At 66.1% G+C, this 18,789-nt stretch carries 23 protein-coding genes; 10 read left to right on the forward strand and 13 right to left on the reverse strand.

Going from position 1 to position 18,789, the window contains the following annotated elements; translation table 11 throughout:
• Positions 1–37 precede the first annotated feature (37 nt).
• The 4 genes from QTI04_RS23305 (at position 38) to QTI04_RS23320 (ending at position 1,846) form a co-directional block, all read left to right on the forward strand.
• On the forward strand, positions 38–670 hold the full coding sequence (locus tag QTI04_RS23305) for a response regulator transcription factor (RefSeq protein ID WP_286602240.1): 633 nt from the start codon (positions 38–40) through the stop codon (positions 668–670).
• A gap of 93 nt (positions 671–763) precedes the next feature.
• Positions 764–1,138, forward strand: a complete 375-nt coding sequence (locus tag QTI04_RS23310; RefSeq protein ID WP_286617716.1) for a hypothetical protein — start codon at positions 764–766, stop codon at positions 1,136–1,138.
• Positions 1,139–1,268: 130 nt separating this feature from the next.
• Positions 1,269–1,430 carry a hypothetical protein gene (locus tag QTI04_RS23315; RefSeq protein WP_286602242.1) on the forward strand — a complete coding sequence of 54 codons (162 nt, stop codon included), beginning with the start codon at positions 1,269–1,271 and terminating at the stop codon, positions 1,428–1,430.
• Between the two features lie 20 nt (positions 1,431–1,450).
• Positions 1,451–1,846 (forward strand): hypothetical protein, encoded by a 396-nt coding sequence (locus QTI04_RS23320; RefSeq protein WP_286602243.1) that lies wholly within the window; start codon positions 1,451–1,453, stop codon positions 1,844–1,846.
• On the opposite strand, the gene QTI04_RS23325 is transcribed toward QTI04_RS23320, so the two are convergent.
• Positions 1,843–3,072, reverse strand: coding sequence for a TetR/AcrR family transcriptional regulator (locus QTI04_RS23325; protein ID WP_286617717.1), 1,230 nt, complete (start codon positions 3,070–3,072; stop codon positions 1,843–1,845). The genes QTI04_RS23320 and QTI04_RS23325 overlap by 4 nt on opposite strands.
• Positions 3,073–3,224: 152 nt before the next feature.
• Between QTI04_RS23325 and QTI04_RS23330 the strand changes: the two genes are divergently transcribed.
• Positions 3,225–3,989 carry an SDR family NAD(P)-dependent oxidoreductase gene (locus QTI04_RS23330; RefSeq protein ID WP_286617718.1) on the forward strand — a complete coding sequence of 255 codons (765 nt, stop codon included), beginning with the start codon at positions 3,225–3,227 and terminating at the stop codon, positions 3,987–3,989.
• 23 nt (positions 3,990–4,012) lie between these two features.
• The gene (locus QTI04_RS23335) at positions 4,013–5,251 is read left to right on the forward strand and encodes an acyl-CoA dehydrogenase family protein (RefSeq protein ID WP_286617719.1); all 1,239 of its coding nucleotides are present in this window, start codon (positions 4,013–4,015) and stop codon (positions 5,249–5,251) included.
• A gap of 18 nt (positions 5,252–5,269) precedes the next feature.
• Here the strand turns inward: QTI04_RS23335 and QTI04_RS23340 are convergent, their stop codons facing one another.
• Genes QTI04_RS23340 through QTI04_RS23365 form a run of 6 tightly spaced genes read right to left on the reverse strand, consistent with a single transcriptional unit; the run spans position 5,270 to position 10,652 of the window.
• Entirely contained in the window at positions 5,270–6,037 is a 768-nt protein-coding gene (locus QTI04_RS23340) for a crotonase/enoyl-CoA hydratase family protein (protein ID WP_286617720.1), read from the reverse strand.
• Between the two features lie 45 nt (positions 6,038–6,082).
• Positions 6,083–7,267, reverse strand: coding sequence for an ABC transporter substrate-binding protein (locus tag QTI04_RS23345; protein ID WP_286617721.1), 1,185 nt, complete (start codon positions 7,265–7,267; stop codon positions 6,083–6,085).
• 45 nt (positions 7,268–7,312) lie between these two features.
• Complete coding sequence (locus QTI04_RS23350) at positions 7,313–8,020, reverse strand: ABC transporter ATP-binding protein (protein ID WP_286617722.1); 708 nt, start codon at positions 8,018–8,020, stop codon at positions 7,313–7,315.
• On the reverse strand, positions 8,007–8,771 hold the full coding sequence (locus QTI04_RS23355; protein ID WP_286617723.1) for an ABC transporter ATP-binding protein: 765 nt from the start codon (positions 8,769–8,771) through the stop codon (positions 8,007–8,009). Before QTI04_RS23355 ends, QTI04_RS23350 begins: the two co-directional genes overlap by 14 nt.
• A complete protein-coding gene (locus tag QTI04_RS23360) occupies positions 8,764–9,786 on the reverse strand; it encodes a branched-chain amino acid ABC transporter permease (protein ID WP_286617724.1) in 1,023 nt (340 codons plus the stop codon). The genes QTI04_RS23355 and QTI04_RS23360 overlap by 8 nt, the downstream gene beginning before the upstream one ends.
• Positions 9,786–10,652, reverse strand: a complete 867-nt coding sequence (locus tag QTI04_RS23365; protein WP_286602257.1) for a branched-chain amino acid ABC transporter permease — start codon at positions 10,650–10,652, stop codon at positions 9,786–9,788. The genes QTI04_RS23360 and QTI04_RS23365 overlap by 1 nt, the downstream gene beginning before the upstream one ends.
• A gap of 183 nt (positions 10,653–10,835) precedes the next feature.
• Between QTI04_RS23365 and QTI04_RS23370 the strand changes: the two genes are divergently transcribed.
• Positions 10,836–11,084 (forward strand): DUF3297 family protein, encoded by a 249-nt coding sequence (locus QTI04_RS23370; protein WP_286602258.1) that lies wholly within the window; start codon positions 10,836–10,838, stop codon positions 11,082–11,084.
• Here the strand turns inward: QTI04_RS23370 and QTI04_RS23375 are convergent.
• The 6 genes from QTI04_RS23375 to QTI04_RS23400 form a co-directional block, all read right to left on the reverse strand.
• Complete coding sequence (locus QTI04_RS23375) at positions 11,075–11,785, reverse strand: hypothetical protein (protein ID WP_286617725.1); 711 nt, start codon at positions 11,783–11,785, stop codon at positions 11,075–11,077. The genes QTI04_RS23370 and QTI04_RS23375 overlap by 10 nt on opposite strands.
• 21 nt (positions 11,786–11,806) lie before the next feature.
• Positions 11,807–12,577, reverse strand: a complete 771-nt coding sequence (locus QTI04_RS23380; RefSeq protein WP_286617726.1) for a class II aldolase/adducin family protein — start codon at positions 12,575–12,577, stop codon at positions 11,807–11,809.
• A 72-nt stretch (positions 12,578–12,649) separates the two neighbouring features.
• Positions 12,650–13,303, reverse strand: a complete 654-nt coding sequence (locus tag QTI04_RS23385) for a hypothetical protein (protein WP_286617727.1) — start codon at positions 13,301–13,303, stop codon at positions 12,650–12,652.
• A gap of 90 nt (positions 13,304–13,393) precedes the next feature.
• Positions 13,394–14,008 carry a murein L,D-transpeptidase catalytic domain-containing protein gene (locus tag QTI04_RS23390; protein ID WP_286617728.1) on the reverse strand — a complete coding sequence of 205 codons (615 nt, stop codon included), beginning with the start codon at positions 14,006–14,008 and terminating at the stop codon, positions 13,394–13,396.
• 108 nt (positions 14,009–14,116) lie between these two features.
• Complete coding sequence (locus QTI04_RS23395; protein ID WP_286617729.1) at positions 14,117–14,965, reverse strand: alpha/beta hydrolase; 849 nt, start codon at positions 14,963–14,965, stop codon at positions 14,117–14,119.
• A gap of 8 nt (positions 14,966–14,973) precedes the next feature.
• A complete protein-coding gene (locus QTI04_RS23400) occupies positions 14,974–15,639 on the reverse strand; it encodes a TetR/AcrR family transcriptional regulator (RefSeq protein ID WP_286617730.1) in 666 nt (221 codons plus the stop codon).
• A 179-nt stretch (positions 15,640–15,818) separates the two neighbouring features.
• Between QTI04_RS23400 and QTI04_RS23405 the strand changes: the two genes are divergently transcribed.
• The 3 genes from QTI04_RS23405 to QTI04_RS23415 are packed head-to-tail and all read left to right on the forward strand — an operon-like array spanning position 15,819 to position 18,777.
• Positions 15,819–16,691 (forward strand): fumarylacetoacetate hydrolase family protein, encoded by an 873-nt coding sequence (locus tag QTI04_RS23405; protein ID WP_286602271.1) that lies wholly within the window; start codon positions 15,819–15,821, stop codon positions 16,689–16,691.
• On the forward strand, positions 16,688–17,485 hold the full coding sequence (locus QTI04_RS23410) for an alpha/beta fold hydrolase (RefSeq protein WP_286602272.1): 798 nt from the start codon (positions 16,688–16,690) through the stop codon (positions 17,483–17,485). The genes QTI04_RS23405 and QTI04_RS23410 overlap by 4 nt, the downstream gene beginning before the upstream one ends.
• Before the next feature lie 2 nt (positions 17,486–17,487).
• Positions 17,488–18,777, forward strand: coding sequence for an amidohydrolase family protein (locus tag QTI04_RS23415; protein ID WP_286602339.1), 1,290 nt, complete (start codon positions 17,488–17,490; stop codon positions 18,775–18,777).
• The last annotated feature ends 12 nt before the right edge of the window (positions 18,778–18,789 follow it).

Here is an 18,789-nt window from a genome sequence, read left to right on the forward strand (position 1 = left end):
CGCATGCTCACCCGGCCAATAACTTGAGGAGCAAAAGATGATCAAGATCGGAATCGTGGACGACCACGCGATCGTGCGGACGGGCCTGAAGGACTTTTTCTCGCAACACGTCGACCTCCGTGTCGTCGGCGAAGCGGCCAGCGGACGCGAAGCGATCGACCTGGTGCGATCCCACGAGATCGATGTGCTGGTCATGGACCTGTCCATGCCGGGCCAGAGCGGCATCGACGCGATCGCGATGGTGCGCGCCAAGGCGCCCGACACCGGCATCCTGATCCTCAGCGGCTACCCCGAAGAGCACTACGCGATGAACCTCATCCGCCAGGGCGCCAGCGGCTACCTCAACAAGGAATGCGACCCCAAGGAGATCGTGGATGCGATCCGCACCATCTCGCTGGGCCGGCGCTACATCACGCCCGCAGTGGCCGAGCTGCTCGCACGCCAGCTCGACCGCAAGAACGACGCGGCACCGCACGAGCAACTGTCCGAACGTGAGTTCCAGGTGTTCCTGAAGCTGGCCACCGGTGAAACGGCTGGGAGCATCGCGGAGCACCTCTCGCTCTCGGTCAAGACGGTCAGCACCTACCGCAGCCGCCTGATGGAGAAGATGAACCTCGCCTCCAACAGCGACCTGACCTACTACGCGCTGAAGAATCAGCTGATCAGCTGAGTGTGAGTTGCCACAAACTTTGTTTCGACGCGGCAACTGATCGGCGCAAAATCACTCTCACTTCCATCCGCCGGGTGCGGAAGTGAGGGTGTCATGAAAGCGCGCTTCAACGTCCAAGCCCTGTTCTGCGTATTCGCCACTTGCCTTCCGTGGGCCGCAGGCGCGCAGCCGTCCGACTCGTCGGGAGAGCAGCAGGAAGCGGACTATCGGGTGATCGCCGCGCGATGCGGCACGCCGGGATTCGAAAAAGCCTTCTACAAGCAGTCCAAGGCCGCCGTGGCCGCCGGGCTGGTGGTCAAGCACCGCGATCCGGCGCAGGTCGAGAAGACCGTCACTGCCCTGCGGCGCAATCCGGTGGTGCTGATCGGCACCCAGGCGGACTGCCCCGATCAAGTGGCGCGCCTCAAGGAGTTGCAGAAGGAACGCGCCAAGGCCCTGGGGACATCGCGTAAATCGGGCAAGGGCTAGCCGTGGATGCCTTCCCGGCGCAATGTCAAAAGCTGTACGCCGTCGTTTAACAACACCTGTCGATTGGCAGATTCACAGCAGGGCTGCGCCCGTACAGACTGGAGCCATCGAATCGGAAGGGAAGCGGATCATGGACTCAGACCTTTACACCCTTGGCGTCCTCGCGATGGTGCTCGTCGGCGGATGGCTGGTCGATCATCTCGGCTGGTGGGGCAGATCGCACCTCACGGAGGAAATGGAGCGCCAGCTCCAGAAATCCGCCGACACGATCCGCGGCGCGCCACTCCACTGATGATGGAGCCTGTGCGGCCGGTGGCCGCCCTGGCATCCGTGCGCCGGAAGTCGGCGCTCCTGGCTGCCGTCTCGCTCGTGCTCGCAGCGCTCGGCCTGGAGGCCTACGCTGCGGGCTACCCCATGGGCATGGCGCTGCTCGCCGCAGCCACGCTGCAGGGGCTGATCTGCTCCGCCATGTTCCGCAGTGGGCTGCTGATCGCGGTGGTCATTGCCAACTTCGTGCTCTTCGTGGCCCACGCCGTCTTGCTCAGCCCCTTCCTCGCCCAACCCTATCCGCCGGCGATCTTCCAGCTGGGGGACTTCTGCTGCGCCGTGCTCGCAGGCGCATCGATGGTCTTCACACCGATCGAGACGATGGCGCTCATCGTGCGGGACGCCTACCTGAAGCGCCCGCGGCGCCACCCTCCCCGCTAGTCGGCGCTCAACAGGCCGCAGAAAATCGGCCGCACGTACAACGCGGCCACTGACTCTTCGGTGACTCCCGGCACCCAGCGGTGCAATTCCGCAGCGCCGTTGACGAGCCCCATCACCATCTGCGCAGCGATCGACGTGTCCAGCGGACGCACCGAACCGTCCATCAGGCCGTCGACGAGCACGCTCGCCATGCGTTCGGTCAGCTGCTGCAACGTCTTGTGAACGCGGGCGCGGTCCGCCTGATCGGGCAGCACACTGGTGGACGACAACCGAAGCAACGGACCCTCCCCGGAAAGCTGGAACCGCACCAGTGCCTGGGTTGCCGAGGCCGCCCGCCTCCAGCCGCTGCCCTCAACCGACTCCGCGGCCTCCAGCGCTTGCCGGACCACCTTGAAGGTGCGGTCGAAGCAGGCCGCGATCAGGTCGAGCTTGTTGTCGTTGTGGTGATAGAAGGACCCCTTGGTCACATGGAGACGGGCCGAGATTTCGTCGACCGAGGCGCCGCGATAGCCCTTCTCGTTCACCAGCGCCGTGGCGGCGCGCAAGAACGCATCAAGGGGACCGGCCTCGGTCGGTATCGGCCATGATGCATCGCCCTCCACCTGCCATTCGGCCGAGGCGGCGCCCATGCCGTGGAGCGCGATGTCGGCCACACGATCGGCCATTCGGACGTATTCCGATTCCTCGTACCGTCCGAACCACACCGGCAGCCAGTTGGCGAGCGACAGCAGCACGTGGGTGCGCGCATTGCGGGTGTCCTTGGCCCACCCTGCGGTCTCCTCACCCTTGAAGAGCGAGCGCACGCGGCGGAACATGTCCGTGTAGGCGCGATGCACCGCTTCGAGTTGCGGGCTCGGCAGCGCCCGCACGTCGCTGAAGACCACCACCGGTGGATGCTGGCCGACGCGCACGGCGGCCTGCAGGGCCGCGTGGCTGCGCAAGTACGAGCGCACCCGTTCGGGCACGTTCGGCTGTCGCACCGAGGCCTTCGCGATGTCGTCGAACAACGCAATCGCACGCAGGAAGCAGGCCGTCGCGAGATCTTCCTTCTTGCGGTAGTAGTAGGTGACGCTGTTGGTCACCAGTCCCACGCTGGCCGCAATGTCGGCAAGCGTCGCTCCCTTCACGCCCTGCTCATTGAATCGCAACGCCGCGGCGCCCAGAATCGCATCGCGCTTTTCATTGAAGCGCGCAGTCTGCGTTTCTCTCGAGGTCTCGACGGGCATGCGTGGCAATCGATGGTTGGGCGCGCGATCATGCATCGGATGGAACACTCGGTACGCCGGGGATTCGAGGCCGAGTCACTTAAAGGACCGTCCTTTTTTCCTCGTTCTTCGAAGATCCGGTCTTTGCATTTTCAGGCAGTCAGGAGACATCCATGTCCTTGTTTTCACTGGCCGGCAAGGTGGCCATCATCACGGGTTCCTCGCGCGGCATCGGCCGCGCCATCGCCGAGCGCATGGCCGAGCATGGCGCCAAGGTCGTCATCTCATCACGCAAGCCCGAGGTCTGCGCCGAAGTGCGCGACGCCATCAACCGGGCCCACGGCGAAGGCGCCGCAATCTCCGTGCCCGCCAACATTTCTTCCAAGCAGGATCTGCAACATCTGGTGGAAGAGACGACGCGGCAACTCGGCCGGGTCGACATCGTCGTCTGCAATGCGGCCTCCAACCCCTACTACGGCCCGCTCGGCGGCATCGAGGACGACCAGTTCCGCAAGATCCTCGAGAACAACGTCATCGCCAACCACTGGCTGATCAACTTCGCGGTGCCGCAGATGATCGAGCGCAAGGAGGGTTCGATCATCATCGTCTCGTCGATCGGCGGACTGCGTGGATCGCCCGTCATCGGCGCCTACAACGTGTCGAAGGCCGCGGACTTCCAGCTCGCGCGCAACCTGGCCGTCGAATACGGGCCGCACAGCGTGCGGGTGAACTGCATCGCACCCGGCCTCATCAAGACCGACTTCGCACGCGCGCTGTGGGAAGACCCCGAGAACCTCAAGCACCGCACGTCCAACACGCCGCTGCGGCGCATCGGAGAGCCCGACGAGATCGCCGGCGCCGCCGTATTCCTTGCCTCGCAGGCGGGCGCCTTCATGACAGGCCAAAGCCTCGTCATCGACGGCGGCGTGACCTGCTGAAATCCTCCTCAAGAAAGCTCCGCATGGACTTCACCCTTTCCGACAAGCAGGTGCACTGGCGCGACCGCGTCGTGGCCTTCATGAACCAACACATCTACCCCGCCGTGCCGGTGTACGTGCAGCAGATGAAGGACTTCGGCGAGAACCGCTGGCAGGTCGTTCCCATCGTCGAGGAACTCAAGGCCAAGGCCAAGGCCGAAGGGCTGTGGAATCTCTTCCTGCCGCGCGACTCGGTGCCGGAAGGCAGCCCCTACCGCGGCGCGGGCCTGACCAATCTCGAATACGCCGTGTGCGCGGAAGAGATGGGCAAGGTCGGCTTTGCCTCCGAGGTCTTCAATTGCTCGGCGCCGGACACCGGCAACATGGAAGTGCTGATCCGCTACGGCAGCGACGCGCACAAGGACCGCTGGCTGCAGCCGCTGCTGGCTGGCGAGATCCGCTCGGCCTTCCTGATGACCGAGCCCGACGTGGCTTCGTCGGACGCCACCAACATCCAGACCGAGATCCGCCGCGACGGCGACAACTACGTCATCAACGGCCGCAAGTGGTGGTCGTCGGGCGTGGGTGATCCGCGCTGCCAGATCGCCATCGTCATGGGCAAGACCGCCCCCGAGGCGCCGCGCCATTCGCAGCAGTCGCAGATCCTCGTGCCGCTGGACACGCCCGGCATCGAAATCGTCCGCATGCTGCCGGTGTTCGGCTTCGACGATGCGCCGCACGGCCATGCCGAGGTGGTGTTTCGCGACGTGCGCGTGCCGGTGTCCAACCTGCTGCTGGGCGAAGGCCGCGGCTTCGAGATCGCGCAGGGGCGTCTCGGCCCGGGACGCATCCACCATTGCATGCGCACCATCGGCAGCGCCGAAGTCGCCCTGGAGAAGATGGTCAAGCGCCTGCAATCGCGTGTGGCCTTCGGCAAGCGCATCTCCGAACAATCCGTGTGGGAGCAGCGCGTGGCCGAAGCGCGCATCGACATCGAGATGACGCGCCTGCTGTGCCTCAAGGCGGCCGACATGATGGACCGGGTGGGCAACAAGGTCGCGCAGCTCGAGATCGCGATGATCAAGGTCGCCGCACCGCGCATGGCGCTGAAGATCATCGACGACGCCATCCAGGCGCATGGCGCGGGCGGCGTGACGACGGACTTCGGGCTGGCCAAGCAGTACGCCAGCATGCGCACGATGCGGCTGGCCGACGGCCCCGACGAAGTGCACAACCGCGCGATCGCCCGCATGGAGTACGGCAGGCACCGCGGCGTGGCCTGACGATTCGCCGGCGTCCCCCTACGTGCCGTGACGGCCGGCGCCGGCGACGAAGCGTGCCGCGCCGGCTTCGCCTTCCGCCAGCACCACGGGCACGCCCTGCGCGCCTTCACGACGAAGTGCCACGTCGAGCGGAAGATCCCACTGCTCGTACGCTGACCTTCGATCGGCCAACATGCATTGCTGCGGAAACGCGGCGATCTGCCGGGCCAGTTCCTGCGCCGCGGCCAATGCGCCGCCCGGCGGGGTGAGCCGGTTGACCAGGCCCATCGCCAACGCTTCGGGTGCTGGCACGGCACGCCCCGTGAGAATGAGGTCGAGCGCACGCCCCATCCCGACGATGCGCGGCAAACGCACGGTGCCGCCGTCGATCAGCGGCACGCCCCAGCGGCGGCAGAACACGCCGAAGGTCGCGTCCTGGTCCGCGACGCGAAGATCCGCCAGCAGCGCGAGTTCCAGCCCTCCGGCCACCGCATAGCCGTTGACCGCAGCGATCAGCGGCTTCGACAGCGCCATCCGCGTCGGCCCCATCGGCCCGTTCCCGCCGCCTTCGGGGTCGAGTTCGTTGCGCTCAGCCGGATTGCTGACCGCGCCGAGATCAGCGCCGCCGCAAAAGTGACCACCCCCGCCTGTCAGCACGGCGACGCGCAAAGTCTCATCGGCCTCGAAGCGCTCGAACGCGGCCAGCAGTTCTGACGCGACAACACCGTTGACGGCGTTGCGCTTCTCCGGCCGGTTCAGCGTGATAGTGCAGACCGCCTGATCGACTTCGAATGAAACATGGGACATGGCATGCCTCTCTTCCTTCGAGTGGACCGGGCGCGGCCCACCGGTTTACTTCATCAGATCGCTCAGGTTCACGGGCTTGATCTTGCCACCCTCGACCGTGGCGACCAGCGGATCGACGATCGTGCCGCCGACGGCGTCCACGCCGTTGAAGTTGCCGGCGTTCGTTTCCTTCGGCAGCTTGGTGAGCGCCTCGCCGATCTTGGAGCGGATGGCGGTGGCGTCCGTCGTCGTGCCGGCCAGCTTCATGGCGAGGGCCACCGCATGCGTCAGCGCGTAGTTGTACGAGGACTCGGTGGTCGGGTCCTTGTCGGCGCCGTAGGCCTTGCGATAGGCGGCGGCGAAGGTCTTGGGGCCCACGCGATCGTCGTACGACACCGGCAGCACGCCGATCGATCCTTCGAGCGGCGCGAGGCCGCCCGTGACCTTCGCCATCTCGTCGAGCTTGGCCTGGTCCATGATCAGGAAGCCGCCCTTGAAGCCCAGCTCGCGCGCCTGCTTGGCGACCAGCGCGGTCGGCTCCGACGGGCCGCCGACGAAGAGCACATCCGGCTTCTCGGCCAGCACGCGGCTCACGCCGCTGTAGAAGTCGGCCGAGCGGTTATAGGACATCGGGTTGTTGGATGCGATGGTGCCGCCCGCCTTCTCCCAGGCCGGACCGAAGAGCTGGGACCAGTTCTTCGCGTACTCGTGGTCGCCCGGCAGCATGCCGACCTTCTTGCCGAACTTCTTCATCTCGTACTGGGTGAAGGGCTCGATGTACGAGTTGAAGGTCGGCGGAATGCGAATGGTGAGCTTGTTGCCGGTTTCGGTGATCTTCGGCGTGCTGGAGTACGCCATCACGATGAACTTTTCCTGCTCGTTGAACGCCTGCATCGCGTAGATGCCGCCCGAGTGCGGCACGAACACCGCCGGTGTCTGGTACTGCTGCACCAGGCGGCGCGCGTTGATCGCGGCATCGGCCGGCGAGTACTTGTCGTCCAGCGCCACCAGTTCGAGCTTGACCTTCTTGCCGCCGACCTCCAGGCCCGCGGCGTTGATTTCCTTGATGGCCATTTCCATGCCGTTCACCACGTTCTTGCCGTAGAGCGCGGCGCCGCCGCTCAGCGGGCCGGTGAAGCCGATCTTGACCGTGTCCTGCGCGAGGGCGCTGCCGGCGCCGAACGCACCCGCGAGGGCCACGGCGATGGGCAGCAGGTTCAGGCGACGGCGGGAAATTGCGGTTCTGTTCATGAGGGAATGTCTCCGGTTGATGGAAAGAAGAAGAAGGGCGTCGGCTCAGGCACCGATGTAGGCGGCGCGCACGGCCTCGTTGTGGAGCAGCGAATCGCGATCGCCTTCCAGCGTGATGTGGCCGCGCTCGATCACATAGGCGCGGTGGGCGATGGCCAAGGCCGAGTAAGCGTTCTGCTCGGCCAACAGTACGGTGGTGCCGGACTGGTTGATGCGCTGGATGACTTCGAACACCTGCTTGACGATCAGCGGCGCGAGGCCGAGCGACGGCTCGTCGAGCAGCAGCAGCTTGGGTCGCCCGAGCATCGCGCGGCCGATGGCCACCATCTGCTGCTGCCCGCCCGACAGCGAGCCGGCCGGATCGTTCTGCTTTTTCCCGAGGATCGGAAACAGCTCGAACACCTCGTCGAGCGAGCGCTGGATGCCCGCCTTGTCGCGGCGGTGCACGTAGGCGCCGAGCGTGAGGTTCTTCTTGACCGACATCATCGGGAACAGCTTGCGTCCCTCGGGGCAATGCACCAGGCCCGCGCCGACGATCTGCGCGGGCCGCTGGCCCACGAGTTCGCGATCGCCGAAGCGGATGCTGCCGGCGCTCGGCTTCTGGATGCCGCTCGCGGCCATGAAGATCGAGGTCTTGCCCGCGCCATTGGCGCCCAGCAGCACGACCAACTCGCCGGGCGCGGCGTGCAGGTTGACGCCGCTCAGCGCGCGGAAGCTGCCGTAGTGCAGGTCGACGCCTTCAAACCGCAGCATGGTCGGCTCCCAGGTAGGCCTCGATCACGTGCGGATCGCGCCGGATCTCGGCGGGCGTGCCCTCGGCGATCTTGGCGCCGTTGTTCAGCACGACGATCTTGTCGGCCAGTCGCATGATCATGTCCATCTTGTGCTCGATCAGGCACACGGTCTTGCCGTGGTCCACCAGCTTGCGGATCAGGGCCGCGAGGCCCACCGTCTCCTCGGGGTTCACGCCGCCGGCCGGCTCGTCGAGCAGCAGCAGTTCGGGGTCGGTCGCGAGCGCCAGCGCGAAGGCCACGCGCTTGCGTTCCTCCTGGGTGATGTCGGCTGCGATGCGGTTGGCAACGTGCGAGAGGCCCACAAAGTCGAGCGCTTCCTGTGCCTTGTCGCGGCACAGGCGCTCTTCCTCCCTCAGCCGCCGCGTGTTCGCGAGCACGTCCCACAGCCCCGACTTCGTGCGCAGCCGGTGGCCGACGATCAGGTTGTCCAGCACGGTCGCGTTGTCGAACAGGTGCGTGGTCTGGAAGGTGCGCGCGATGCCCAGCTTGGCGACGTGATCCGGCCGCATGCCCGTGACGTCCCGGCCGTTGAAGCTGATGCGCCCTGAGGTCGGCTTGTGCGTGCCCGCCACCAGGTTGAAGAAGGTGGTCTTGCCTGCGCCGTTCGGTCCGATGATGGCGCTGACCTGCCCGCGCTCGAAGCGCGTCGATACCTGGTCCACCGCGGTGAGGCCGAAGAACTGCTTTGTCAGGTCGTTGATCTCAAGCATTGCCTTGTGCCTCCCTCGCGCCTGCGTCGACGACGACTGGTTCCGCCGGCCGCGCTTTCGCCGCCTTGGCCGCATCCGCGCGCTGCGCGCGCCGCTTGAGCCAAGTGCCGACGATGCCGTCGGGCAGGAAGATGATCAGCGCGATCAGCACGGGGCCGAACACGACCATGCGGTAGTCCTGCAGGAACTGCAGGCTCTGCGTGAGCCAGGTGACCAAAAAGGTGCCGACCAGCGGCCCGAGCAGCGTGCCGATGCCGCCGACCAGCGTGAACATGACGAGGTCGAAGGTCACCACCTCGCTCGCGAGATCCGGCCCGAGAAAGCGGACCTGCCCCGCGTACAGCGCGCCAGCAAACCCGGCATAGACCACGGACAGTACGAAGGACAGCGTCTTGGTGCGCATCAGGTCGATGCCGAGCGCTTCAGCCAGGTCGTCGCTGTTGCGCACCGCCATGAAGCTGCGGCCGAGCAGCGAATGCACGATGCGCGACATGATCCAGATGCCCAGCGCGAGGAAGGCCAGCACCAGGTAGTACTGCGAGAGCGGCGTCCCGAACTGCACCGGCCCGATCCCCGTGGGCGCCGGGATGCCCATGATGCCCACCGGCCCGTGCGTCAGGCTCTCCCACTTCTCGATGAGCAGAAACATGATGTAGCTCACGCACAGCGTGAAGATCGAGAAGTAGTGGCCCTTGAGCCGCAGTGACAGCAGGCCGATGAAGAAGCCGAGCACGCCGGTCACGACACCGGCCAGCACGAAGGCCAGCCAGAACGCGACGTGGTGATCGACCGTCAGGATGCCGACCGTGTACGCACCGACGGCCATGAAGGCGCCATGCGCGAGATTGAACTGGCCCGTGTAGCCGGTGATCAGGTTCAGCCCCAGCGCGGCGATGGCCATGATGAAGGCCTGCGTCGCCACCGAGATCAGGTAGTTGTTCTGCGCGAAGTAGGGGAACACGAGCGCCACGACGGCGAGCAGCGTCCAGCCCGTTCTGCCTTGAAGCCAGTTCATCAGCGCGCCCCTTTCGCGGTGAAGAGGCCCTGGGGCCGAAAGGACAGGATGACGACCAGCAGCACGAAGGCGATGATGTCCTTGTAGTCCGTCGAGAAATAGAAGCCGCCGAAGCTCTCGGCCATGCCGATGATCAGCCCGCCGACGATCGCCCCCGGGAAGCTGCCCATGCCGCCCAGGATGATGATCACGAAGGCCTTGGTGATCACGAGGTTGCCCATGGCCGGGTAGACGAGATTGATCGGCGCATAGAGCACCGCCGCGATCGCGGCCAGCGCGCCCGAGATGGCGAACACGAGCAGCGTCACGCGCGTCGCATCGATGCCGACCAGCGCGGCGCCGTCACGGTTCTGCGCCATCGCGATGATCGTCGAGCCGAGCACCGTGTGGTTGAGGAACAGGTGCAGCAGCACCATCAGGCCGAATGCGCCCGCGATGATCAGCAGGCGCTGCAGCGGCGCGGTGAGACCGAAGATCTCGACCACCTGCCCGTAGGGCGTCGGCATGCGGTGGAAGTCCGCTCCGAAGAGGGCCTGCGCACCCGCCTCGAGGAACAGCAGGATGCCGATGGCCGCGATCATGTCGTGCAGTTCGGGTGCATTGCGCAGGGGATGGAACACCAGCCTCTGCGCCAGCATCGCGATCACCGCGACGATCGCCGCCGCCCCGGCCATGGAAAGCCAGTAGTTCACGCCCAGCTTGGCCATCAGGTAGTAGCCGGCGAACGCTCCGGTCATGTAGAACGCGCCGTGCGCGAAATTGGGCACGTGCAGGATGCCGTACACCAGTGTCAGGCCCAGTGCCACCAGGCTGTAGACGCCGCCGATGGTGAGGCCGTTCAGAAGTTGCTGAAAAAAGAGCTCCACGTGTTCCTCGGAATGACTCGGGGGGAACGACGCCGGTGCGGCATCGAGGCGAGGCGCTGATTGTGGAAGTGGCACCGGTCGTACGGCCTCAAGGTTTCACCTGAGAGTGCGTCACGTGTGAGACACCCGTTTCTACCGGCCGGTAGGCAATTCAGAATAGAGGCCTCGAGGAATCTCTATTTCATGACCGAAACTTCTCCAAAGCCACCCCTGCCCGACCACCTGTCGATCGACCCGCGCAGCCCGCATCACATCCCGGCCGTGTTCGACCACGACATCGGCATCCGCTTCAACGACAAGGAGCGCGGCGACGTCGAGGAATACTGCGTCAGCGAAGGCTGGATCAAGGTGCCCGCCGGCCGTACGCTGGACCGCAAGGGCAAGCCCCTGCTGATCAAGCTGAAGGGCAAGGTGGAGGCGTTCTACAAGTAGGCACCCGAATCCGGGCACACGCTGGCGCGCGCTCCGTTCAGCCGAACTTGCTCTTCATCCAGTTGCGACGAGGTTGCGGGGTCGATGTCGAGCGCGATCCCAAGTGCGCGTCCGACGTCGGCATGCTCGATGGGAAGCTCCCAGGTCAGGAAAATCTGGGTGCAATCCTCTTCAGGCGCGAAGTCAGCCAAATCGAAGCCGCTGCTGCCGCGCCGGATGACGGCGTGCGGCTGCCCAGTGTCGAAAATCAGGGCCGTGCCCCTGACCAGGGGGATTCGCCGGCCTGCAGCGGGGAAATGCACGTCCAGCCCCCTGTCCTCGCTCACGAAGAGGTTGCAGAAGGCCGCGCCGCCATATTGGGCGCCGTCATGGTGGTACCTTGCACCTCGGCAGGCCATCAGGGCGACATCGCTGGAGGCCAGCACGTCGTGCAGACCGAGCGCGCGCGTCCAGTCGGACACCGCCTGCACGCAGTGCCTGTAGTCCGGCCAGCGCACACGCGCTCGCGCCAAGGGCAATGGCTCGACATCCCCGGGTTCCAGGCCCACGCGCAACGATATCTCCCGCTCCCAATCGGCCGTCAGCCTTGCAGGAGGCGCCGGCACGTCGAGCGTGCCCGACAGCACGACATCGCTCACGCTTCGGCTGCGGATGGCATCGCCGCTCCAGAAATAGGAGGCAAGTCGAGGGGGTTGGCTCATCGGGAGGACTACTGGCTTGCTTCAACCCACGAGATCCGGGTCGCTCGCAATGATGTCATCCCACAGTGTTTGAAACGAGAGCCAACCGAATGTTGGTGAGCCCAGTACCGACGCGAGCCAGCGGGCATCTTCCGTCTGCCAGTGGGTCGGCTTTCCTGCCGCCTCGGCCAAGAGTTGCGATTCGCAGCATCGATTCATCAGAACGAACCACCAGGCCGCCTCGTCGATGCTCTGCCCCGTCGTGAAGATGCCATGCCCGCCATGGATCGCGACGCGCTTGTCGCCGAATCCGGCAGCGAACCGGGCCGCAGCCTCCGCGTCGCGTACCACCCTCGGTTCCCGAATGAGCGCCTGGTTCTCGAAGAAGATGCAGGCATCCTGCGTGATGGGGTCGAGCAATCGCTCGAATGACGACCAGGTCGATGCATGCAAGGCATGCGCGTGGCAGACGGCCCCCACCTCCGGGCGCGCTCGATGGATGGCGGTGTGCAACAGGAGCCCGACGGGATTGACCATGCCGCTGCCGCCCACCACTTGTCCCTGATGGTTGACCTGAACCAGATCCGATACCTTGACGCGGTTCATCGCGACGCCGACCGGATTGACCCAGAAGTGATCAGGCAACTCGGGGTCACGCATCGTGATGTGCCCCAGAAGTCCCTCGGAAAATCCGCGCCGGCCAAAGATGCGACAGGCGGCGGCGAGGCGTTGCAGCAGGTAAGTCCGCTCGGCGGGTTTGTTGTCGAAACGCGGTGGAACCCGGGATGCGAAGCTCTGTACGCCGATCTGCACGATGGGTCTCCTGGAGTTCAGCCCCCGCTGGTTGGAGGGTGGGCGACGGTAGCACGTCCGCGCAGTGGTCCGTCAGGCGTTGTCGCACTGTCCCGGGAAGAGAAACCCGAACAGTGCCCTGACCGCTGGCGTCATGCTCCGGGCCTGCGGTCGCAACAGCCCTTCCTCCGCCACCAGCACCTTCGCGTACACGGCTTCGTACACGCGCTTGACGACGCCCGGCGCCACGAGTTCCCGGTCGAATCCAGGCGTGATGCCGACCAGCCGCCATCCCATACGCTCGAAGGTCGCTTGCATGTGCGGGTAGTGCATCGTGGCGAGGCCGTACGCCATCCCCATGCCCATCGCGCGGCCCAGCGCCTCCTCGAGCAGGGGAACGCTCCTGCTCAGGTGCGCGCCCCGATGTTTTGGCGAAATGGCGCAGATGCGCCCGTACAAGACCTCGCCGTCCGGATCCCGCTCGCCCGAGAACACGCCTGCCAATTGGTCGCCCTGCTTGATCAGGACAACCATGAAGTCTCGATCGAGCTCGTCCTCCAGACACACCCTGTGCAGGTAGAAGTCCTCGCGCAGGTGGCAGCTGGCGTTGCCGACAGCGATGCCCGGATACCACTCTCCAAGCGCCGAAATCAGCGCAGGGATCTGGCGCCGGTCAAGCAACTCGTAGTGGTAGCCCGACGGCAATGGAGCGCGCAAGCCGAGCTCGGCGGCGGAGGGCCACTGCATAGTGTTCTCCTGAGGTTCGGCGCCCATTCTTTCTGTCGTGGCTCGCGGTGGATGTGCGCTTTGGCACACCTGCGCACCGAAAGGCGTCCGTCAGGCCACTCCGGCCACCGCGAAGATCAGCGCCCCTCCGCGCAACAGCTCGATCACCGTATCGCGATCGGCGGAAGAGAAGACCAAGCACCCGTCGCTGCGCCCCGCCTTGCCATACAACGCGACGAATTCCGGCTCGACGTACCACTGAGCGTGGATGACGATCAGCCGCTTGTAGGCATTGCTGTTCGTCGGCGAAAGGCCGCGCAGGCGCATGGAGAGACCGTTGCCCTCCGTCGGGCTCATGTAGATCTCGTCGGTCCTGAACAGGCCGATGCTGCTGGCGAAGCTGTCGGGCACATCCAGGAAGACCTGCGGGATGCCGTCGTTGTCTTCCGGCTCGGACCCGATGCCGTGCGCGACCACGAAGCTGTGAGCGATGGTCCGGGTCGAGCGGTCAATCACATGAAAGCGCGGCTGGCTCGAGTGCACCGAATAGTCCAGCACCGCGGAGTAGGGATGTTCGGAGGGCTGCTCCAGCACATAGGCAATGGCCGGCTCCAGCAACGGCGAGCGGGCGGGCATGCTCTGTTGGGCCGACGCCGGACTCGCGGCCAGGTAGCCGCGAGCCAAGATAACGCCCAGCGCTGTTCGCAGCCACCATCGTCTGGTCACACCGCACCTCTCCGACGCCCACCAGAGGCATTGCTCGGCGCAGCCTAGCGTCTTCGTCCCTGGATTTGAATAGCACTTTGGTGCAACGCAGCCCGGACATTCGGCAACTCAGAGCCCAAGAAGCTGCAGGGCCTGCCGATTCGTTGTCGACTGCGGATCGGCAAGCTGATTGAGCACATCCATGTGGTTGCGCCCCGCCTCGATCTCCGAGGCGATCACGACGCGCAGGCCCCAGGCCTTGGCGATCAAAGCGGCCTGCCTATGGAACTCCTCGCTTTCGGCGCCGCCCACCACCGTCACTAATGATCCGCGCGAAGGTGCGGGCATCGCAGCGGGACTGAGGCGCAGGGCCGATGCTGCGGTCAAGCCGATGTCGGCGGCGAGGAAGGGTGCATGCCGAAGCGGCTCCAGTTCGTAAAGGCCCGATATCGACAGGGCTGACTTCACCAGGACCGCCGGCAAATCCGATGCCACGGCCTGCCAATCGCAGGTCAGCAGCATCGTCGCCAGGTGCCCGCCCGCGGAATGGCCCGCCACGACGATGCGATTCGGGTCGCCGCCATGCACCGAGGCGTTCCGCCAGACCCAGGCCAGCGCCTTCACGAGTTGCAGGGCGATGTGTTCGATGCTCACCGAAGGACACAACGCGTAGTTGAGGTTGACGACCATCGCGCCAGCGTCCGCCAGCGGCGGCGCGACGAAGGCGTGGTCGCGCTTGTCGAGCGCGCGCCAATAGCCGCCGTGGATGTAGACGAACACCGGTGCATCTACGCCCGCGGGAAGAATGTCGAGCCGTTCGCTCGGGTCGTCTCCGTAGGCCACATCGAACACCCAGCCCGGCCGGGCCAGCGCGCGCGCCGATGCATCGGCCCAGTGCTGGAGGATCGCCGGATGCTCGGGGATGCGTGCGCGGCTGTTGTACTGGGCGTCGAACCACTCGGGCGATCGATTGGGCATGGAACTCCTCAACTTGTCTTGCGCCTGGACGGCGGCTTCTGCTCGGATTCGCGCAGCGCCGCATCGATCAGCGCATCGGCCATCCACAGCGCAGTGCGTTCGACCTCGCGATCGCGCAGGCCCCAGATGTCCTTGAGGATCACGTAGGGCTCGATGCCGTAGACGACGGACAGCGCGTGATGCAGCCGGTCCCGCACCGCAGGCCGCATCAGTGGCGCGAGTGGCTCGATCGCATGCTGGAGGATGCGCACGCGATGGCCTCGCCGATAGGGCTCCTCCTCCAGCAGCCCTGCACGCTCCAGGCCCCATTGCTCCAGCGACAACTGTGCGGCGGCGCGCAATTGCGCCTCGAATTCCTTGAATCGCGGAAAAGTCTGCAGGAACAGCTCGTGCACCCGCTCGCGGCCGTTGGGGTTGTCCGAAGCGAGCCTTCGCACCGGGCCGAGCGAGCTGTCGATCACCGCCGTCACCAGCGCGCTCCGGCTCGGGAAGTAGCGGTACGCAGTGGCGCGCGACACCTTCGACCGCGCCGCGCATTCGGCCACCGAGGGGATGTGGCCGCTCTCCTGGATGATGGTCATGGCGGTGTCCAGCAGCAAGCGGAAAGTCGCGGCCCTGACGCCGCGTTCGGGGGGTGTCGGGGGTTCGCTCAGCTTGTGCTTCAGTCGGGCCATGGGGTTTGTACGGGGCTCGGACAGGTCCGGAATCTATTGTGAACAGCTGCGGCCGGACCGTATGATGCAGCGATCCCGATTTGAGACGCAAGTCTCAAACCTGTCATCCGAGACTTCCGAGATCCCGAGGCAACTGGCGCACACCAGCAAGACCACGGGACGCCATGGAGACAAAGTCGATGCGTTTGGCCAGCTGGAATTGGGGTGGTCGCGACTGCGTGGGCACGATCTCGCCGGACGGGCGTGAAGCCACGCCGCTGGGCGTGCGCGACGCATCGCTCGGCGCCCTGCCGCTGATCCAGGCGCTGGCCCGCGGCGAGCCGCTGCCGCAACCTTCGGGCGTTCGCCTTCCGGTCGAACTCGTCACCCTCCGCGCGCCCTTGCCGCGCCCGCTGCGAAGCCTGTTCTGCGTCGGGCGCAACTACCGCGCGCATGCGGCCGAGCTGGCTGGCTCGGTGTTCCGCTCGGCCATGCCCGAGAGCGACCCCTGGCCCATCGTCTTCGGCAAGCTCGGCGAATGCGTGGTCGGCCCGCACGACACGGTGCGCCTTCCCTCGCCCGCCGCCTCGGTGCAGATCGACTACGAATCCGAACTCGCCGTCGTCATCGGCCGTGGCGGCCGTGACATTCCAGCCTCGCGCGCGATGGACCACGTGTTCGGCTACACCATCGTCAACGACGTGACCGCGCGCGACGTGCAGATGCGCCACCAGCAATGGGACCTGGGCAAGAGCTTCGACACCTTCTGCCCGATGGGCCCCTGGATCGTGACGGGCGACGAACTCGACGGCCGCGCCACCCGCGTTCGCGGCTGGGTCAACGGCGCGCTGCGGCAGGACGGCCAGACGCGCGACATGATCTTCGACATCCCCACGCTGATCGAAACCTGCTCGCGCGGCATCACGCTCCATCCGGGCGACGTCATCGCCACCGGCACGCCCTCCGGCGTGGGCATGGGCCTGAACCCGCCGCAATGGCTGAGGTCGGGCGACGTGGTGCGCATCGAGGTCGACGGTGTCGGCGTCATCGAGAACAGGTTCGAACCATCATGAGCTTTCAGTTGATCGACCGCATCGCGGTGGAAGAGGAAGGCGAAGGCCCCGCCGTCGTCTGCGTGCACGGGCTGGGCGGCAGCTCCAACAGCTGGACGCCGCTGATGCCCGCGCTGGTGCGGCATCGCGTGATCCGCATCGACCTGCCGGGCAGCGGACGCTCGCAGCGGGCCGAGGGCGAGCTGTCGATCGAGCGCTATGTCGAAACGCTGCTGAACATCTGCGAGCGGCTGAGCGTCCCGCGCGCGCACTGGCTCGGTCACTCGATGGGCACCATCGTCTGCCAGCACATCGCGGCGGCGCATCCGAAGCGGGTGGCGAGCGTCGCGCTGTTCGGCCCGCTCATCGCGCCGCCCGACGCGGCGCGCACGGCCATGAAGGCCCGGGCCGCGAAGGCGCGCGAAGGCGCTGCGGGCATGCACGAGATCACCCAAGGGCTGCTCCAGGCGGCGATTTCGCGCGACACGCGCGAGCGCCTGCCGGTGGCCGCGGCCTTCGTGCGCGAGAGCCTGATGCGACAGGACGGCGACGGCTATGCGCGCAGCTGCGAAGCGCTGGCCGGTGCGCAGCCCGCGGCGGTCGAGAACATCGAGGCGCCCGTCCTGCTGGTGACGGGCGACGAGGACGGCGTGGCACCGCCGCAGGCCGTGCGCGCCATGGCCGACCGGCTGCACCGCGCCGCCAGCAAACGCGTGGTTGTGCTCCCGCGCTGCGGGCACTGGACGCCGGTCGAGCGCCCCGAGGAGTGCCAGCGCGAGCTGCGCGACTTTCTTGCAACCCATGCAAGGGACTGATGATGGCCGACGTCCTCTTCACGAACGTGCGAATCTTCGACGGTGGTGGCGAAGCGCCCTTCACCGGTGACGTGCTGGTGCAGGGCAACCGCATCGCGCGCGTCGTCAAGACCGCCTATGGCGCGCGATCCGCACCCATCAGCGGCGCGCAGGTGATCGACGGCGCCGGCGCCTTCCTCATGCCGGGCATGGTCGAGGCGCACACGCACTTCTCCTGGAACGACCAACCCAGTCTCGACGCGATCCAGCGCATGCCACCGGAAGAACACATCCTGTGGTGCGCCGAAGTCGCGAAGCGCTATCTCGACATGGGCTGGACCAGTTGCGTCGGCGCCGCCACCGCCAAGCCCCGACTCGACGTGGTCATCCGCAACGCGATCAACGACGGCACCATCATCGGCCCGCGCTACCTGGCCGCGAGCCAGGAGATCACCGTGCCGGGTGGGCTGGGGGACACCACGAAGCCGCACCTGCCACAGCCGGAGTTCGCCTTCGGCGCGGTCGTCAGCGGTGCGGAGGAGATGCGCCGCTGCGTCCGTATGTTCGCCAAGTACGGCGTCGACTCCCTCAAGATCAATCTCTCCGGCGAATCGATCACCGGCATGCCGAGCGAGATGAGCCAGTTCACCGAAGAAGAGATCACAGTCTGCGTCCAGGAAGCCAAGGCGTGGGGCAAGCGCGTGGCCGCGCACGCGCGCTCCACCTGGTCGATCAAGCAATGCGTGAAGCAGGGCATCGAGGTGATCTACCACGCCAGCTTCACCGACGAGGAAGCGCTCGACATGCTGGAGGCGAAGAAGACCGAGCACTTCATCGCGCCCGGCCTGGCCTGGCTCATCAACACCTGCCATCACGCGAGCCAGTGGGGCCTGACGCCCGAGGTGACGCGCAAGATGGGCTACCACCGCGAGCTCGAAGCCGCCGTCGAAAGCATGCGCGCCATGCGCAAGCGCGGCATCCGCATCCTGCCGGGCGGGGACTACGGCTTCGCGTGGACACCGCACGGCACCAACGCGAAAGACCTGGAGTACTTCGTCAAGTACGTCGGCATGAGCACGATGGAAGCGCTGCTCTCCGCCACCGCATGGGGCGGCCCGATGATGCGCATGGGCAAAGTGCTGGGCTACATCCGCGAGGGCTACCTCGCCGACATCCTGCTGGTCGACGGGGACCCGCTCGCCGACATCACCGTGCTGCAGGACAAGTCGCGAATCATGGCCGTCATGAAGGACGGTGAATTCCACCGCGCCCCGCCCGTGCGCTCCGCGCGCACCACCCGCTGGGCCGCATAGGTCGCACAGGAG

The organism is Variovorax sp. J22R115, assembly GCF_030317005.1.
Taxonomy (GTDB): Bacteria; Pseudomonadota; Gammaproteobacteria; order Burkholderiales; family Burkholderiaceae_C; genus Variovorax.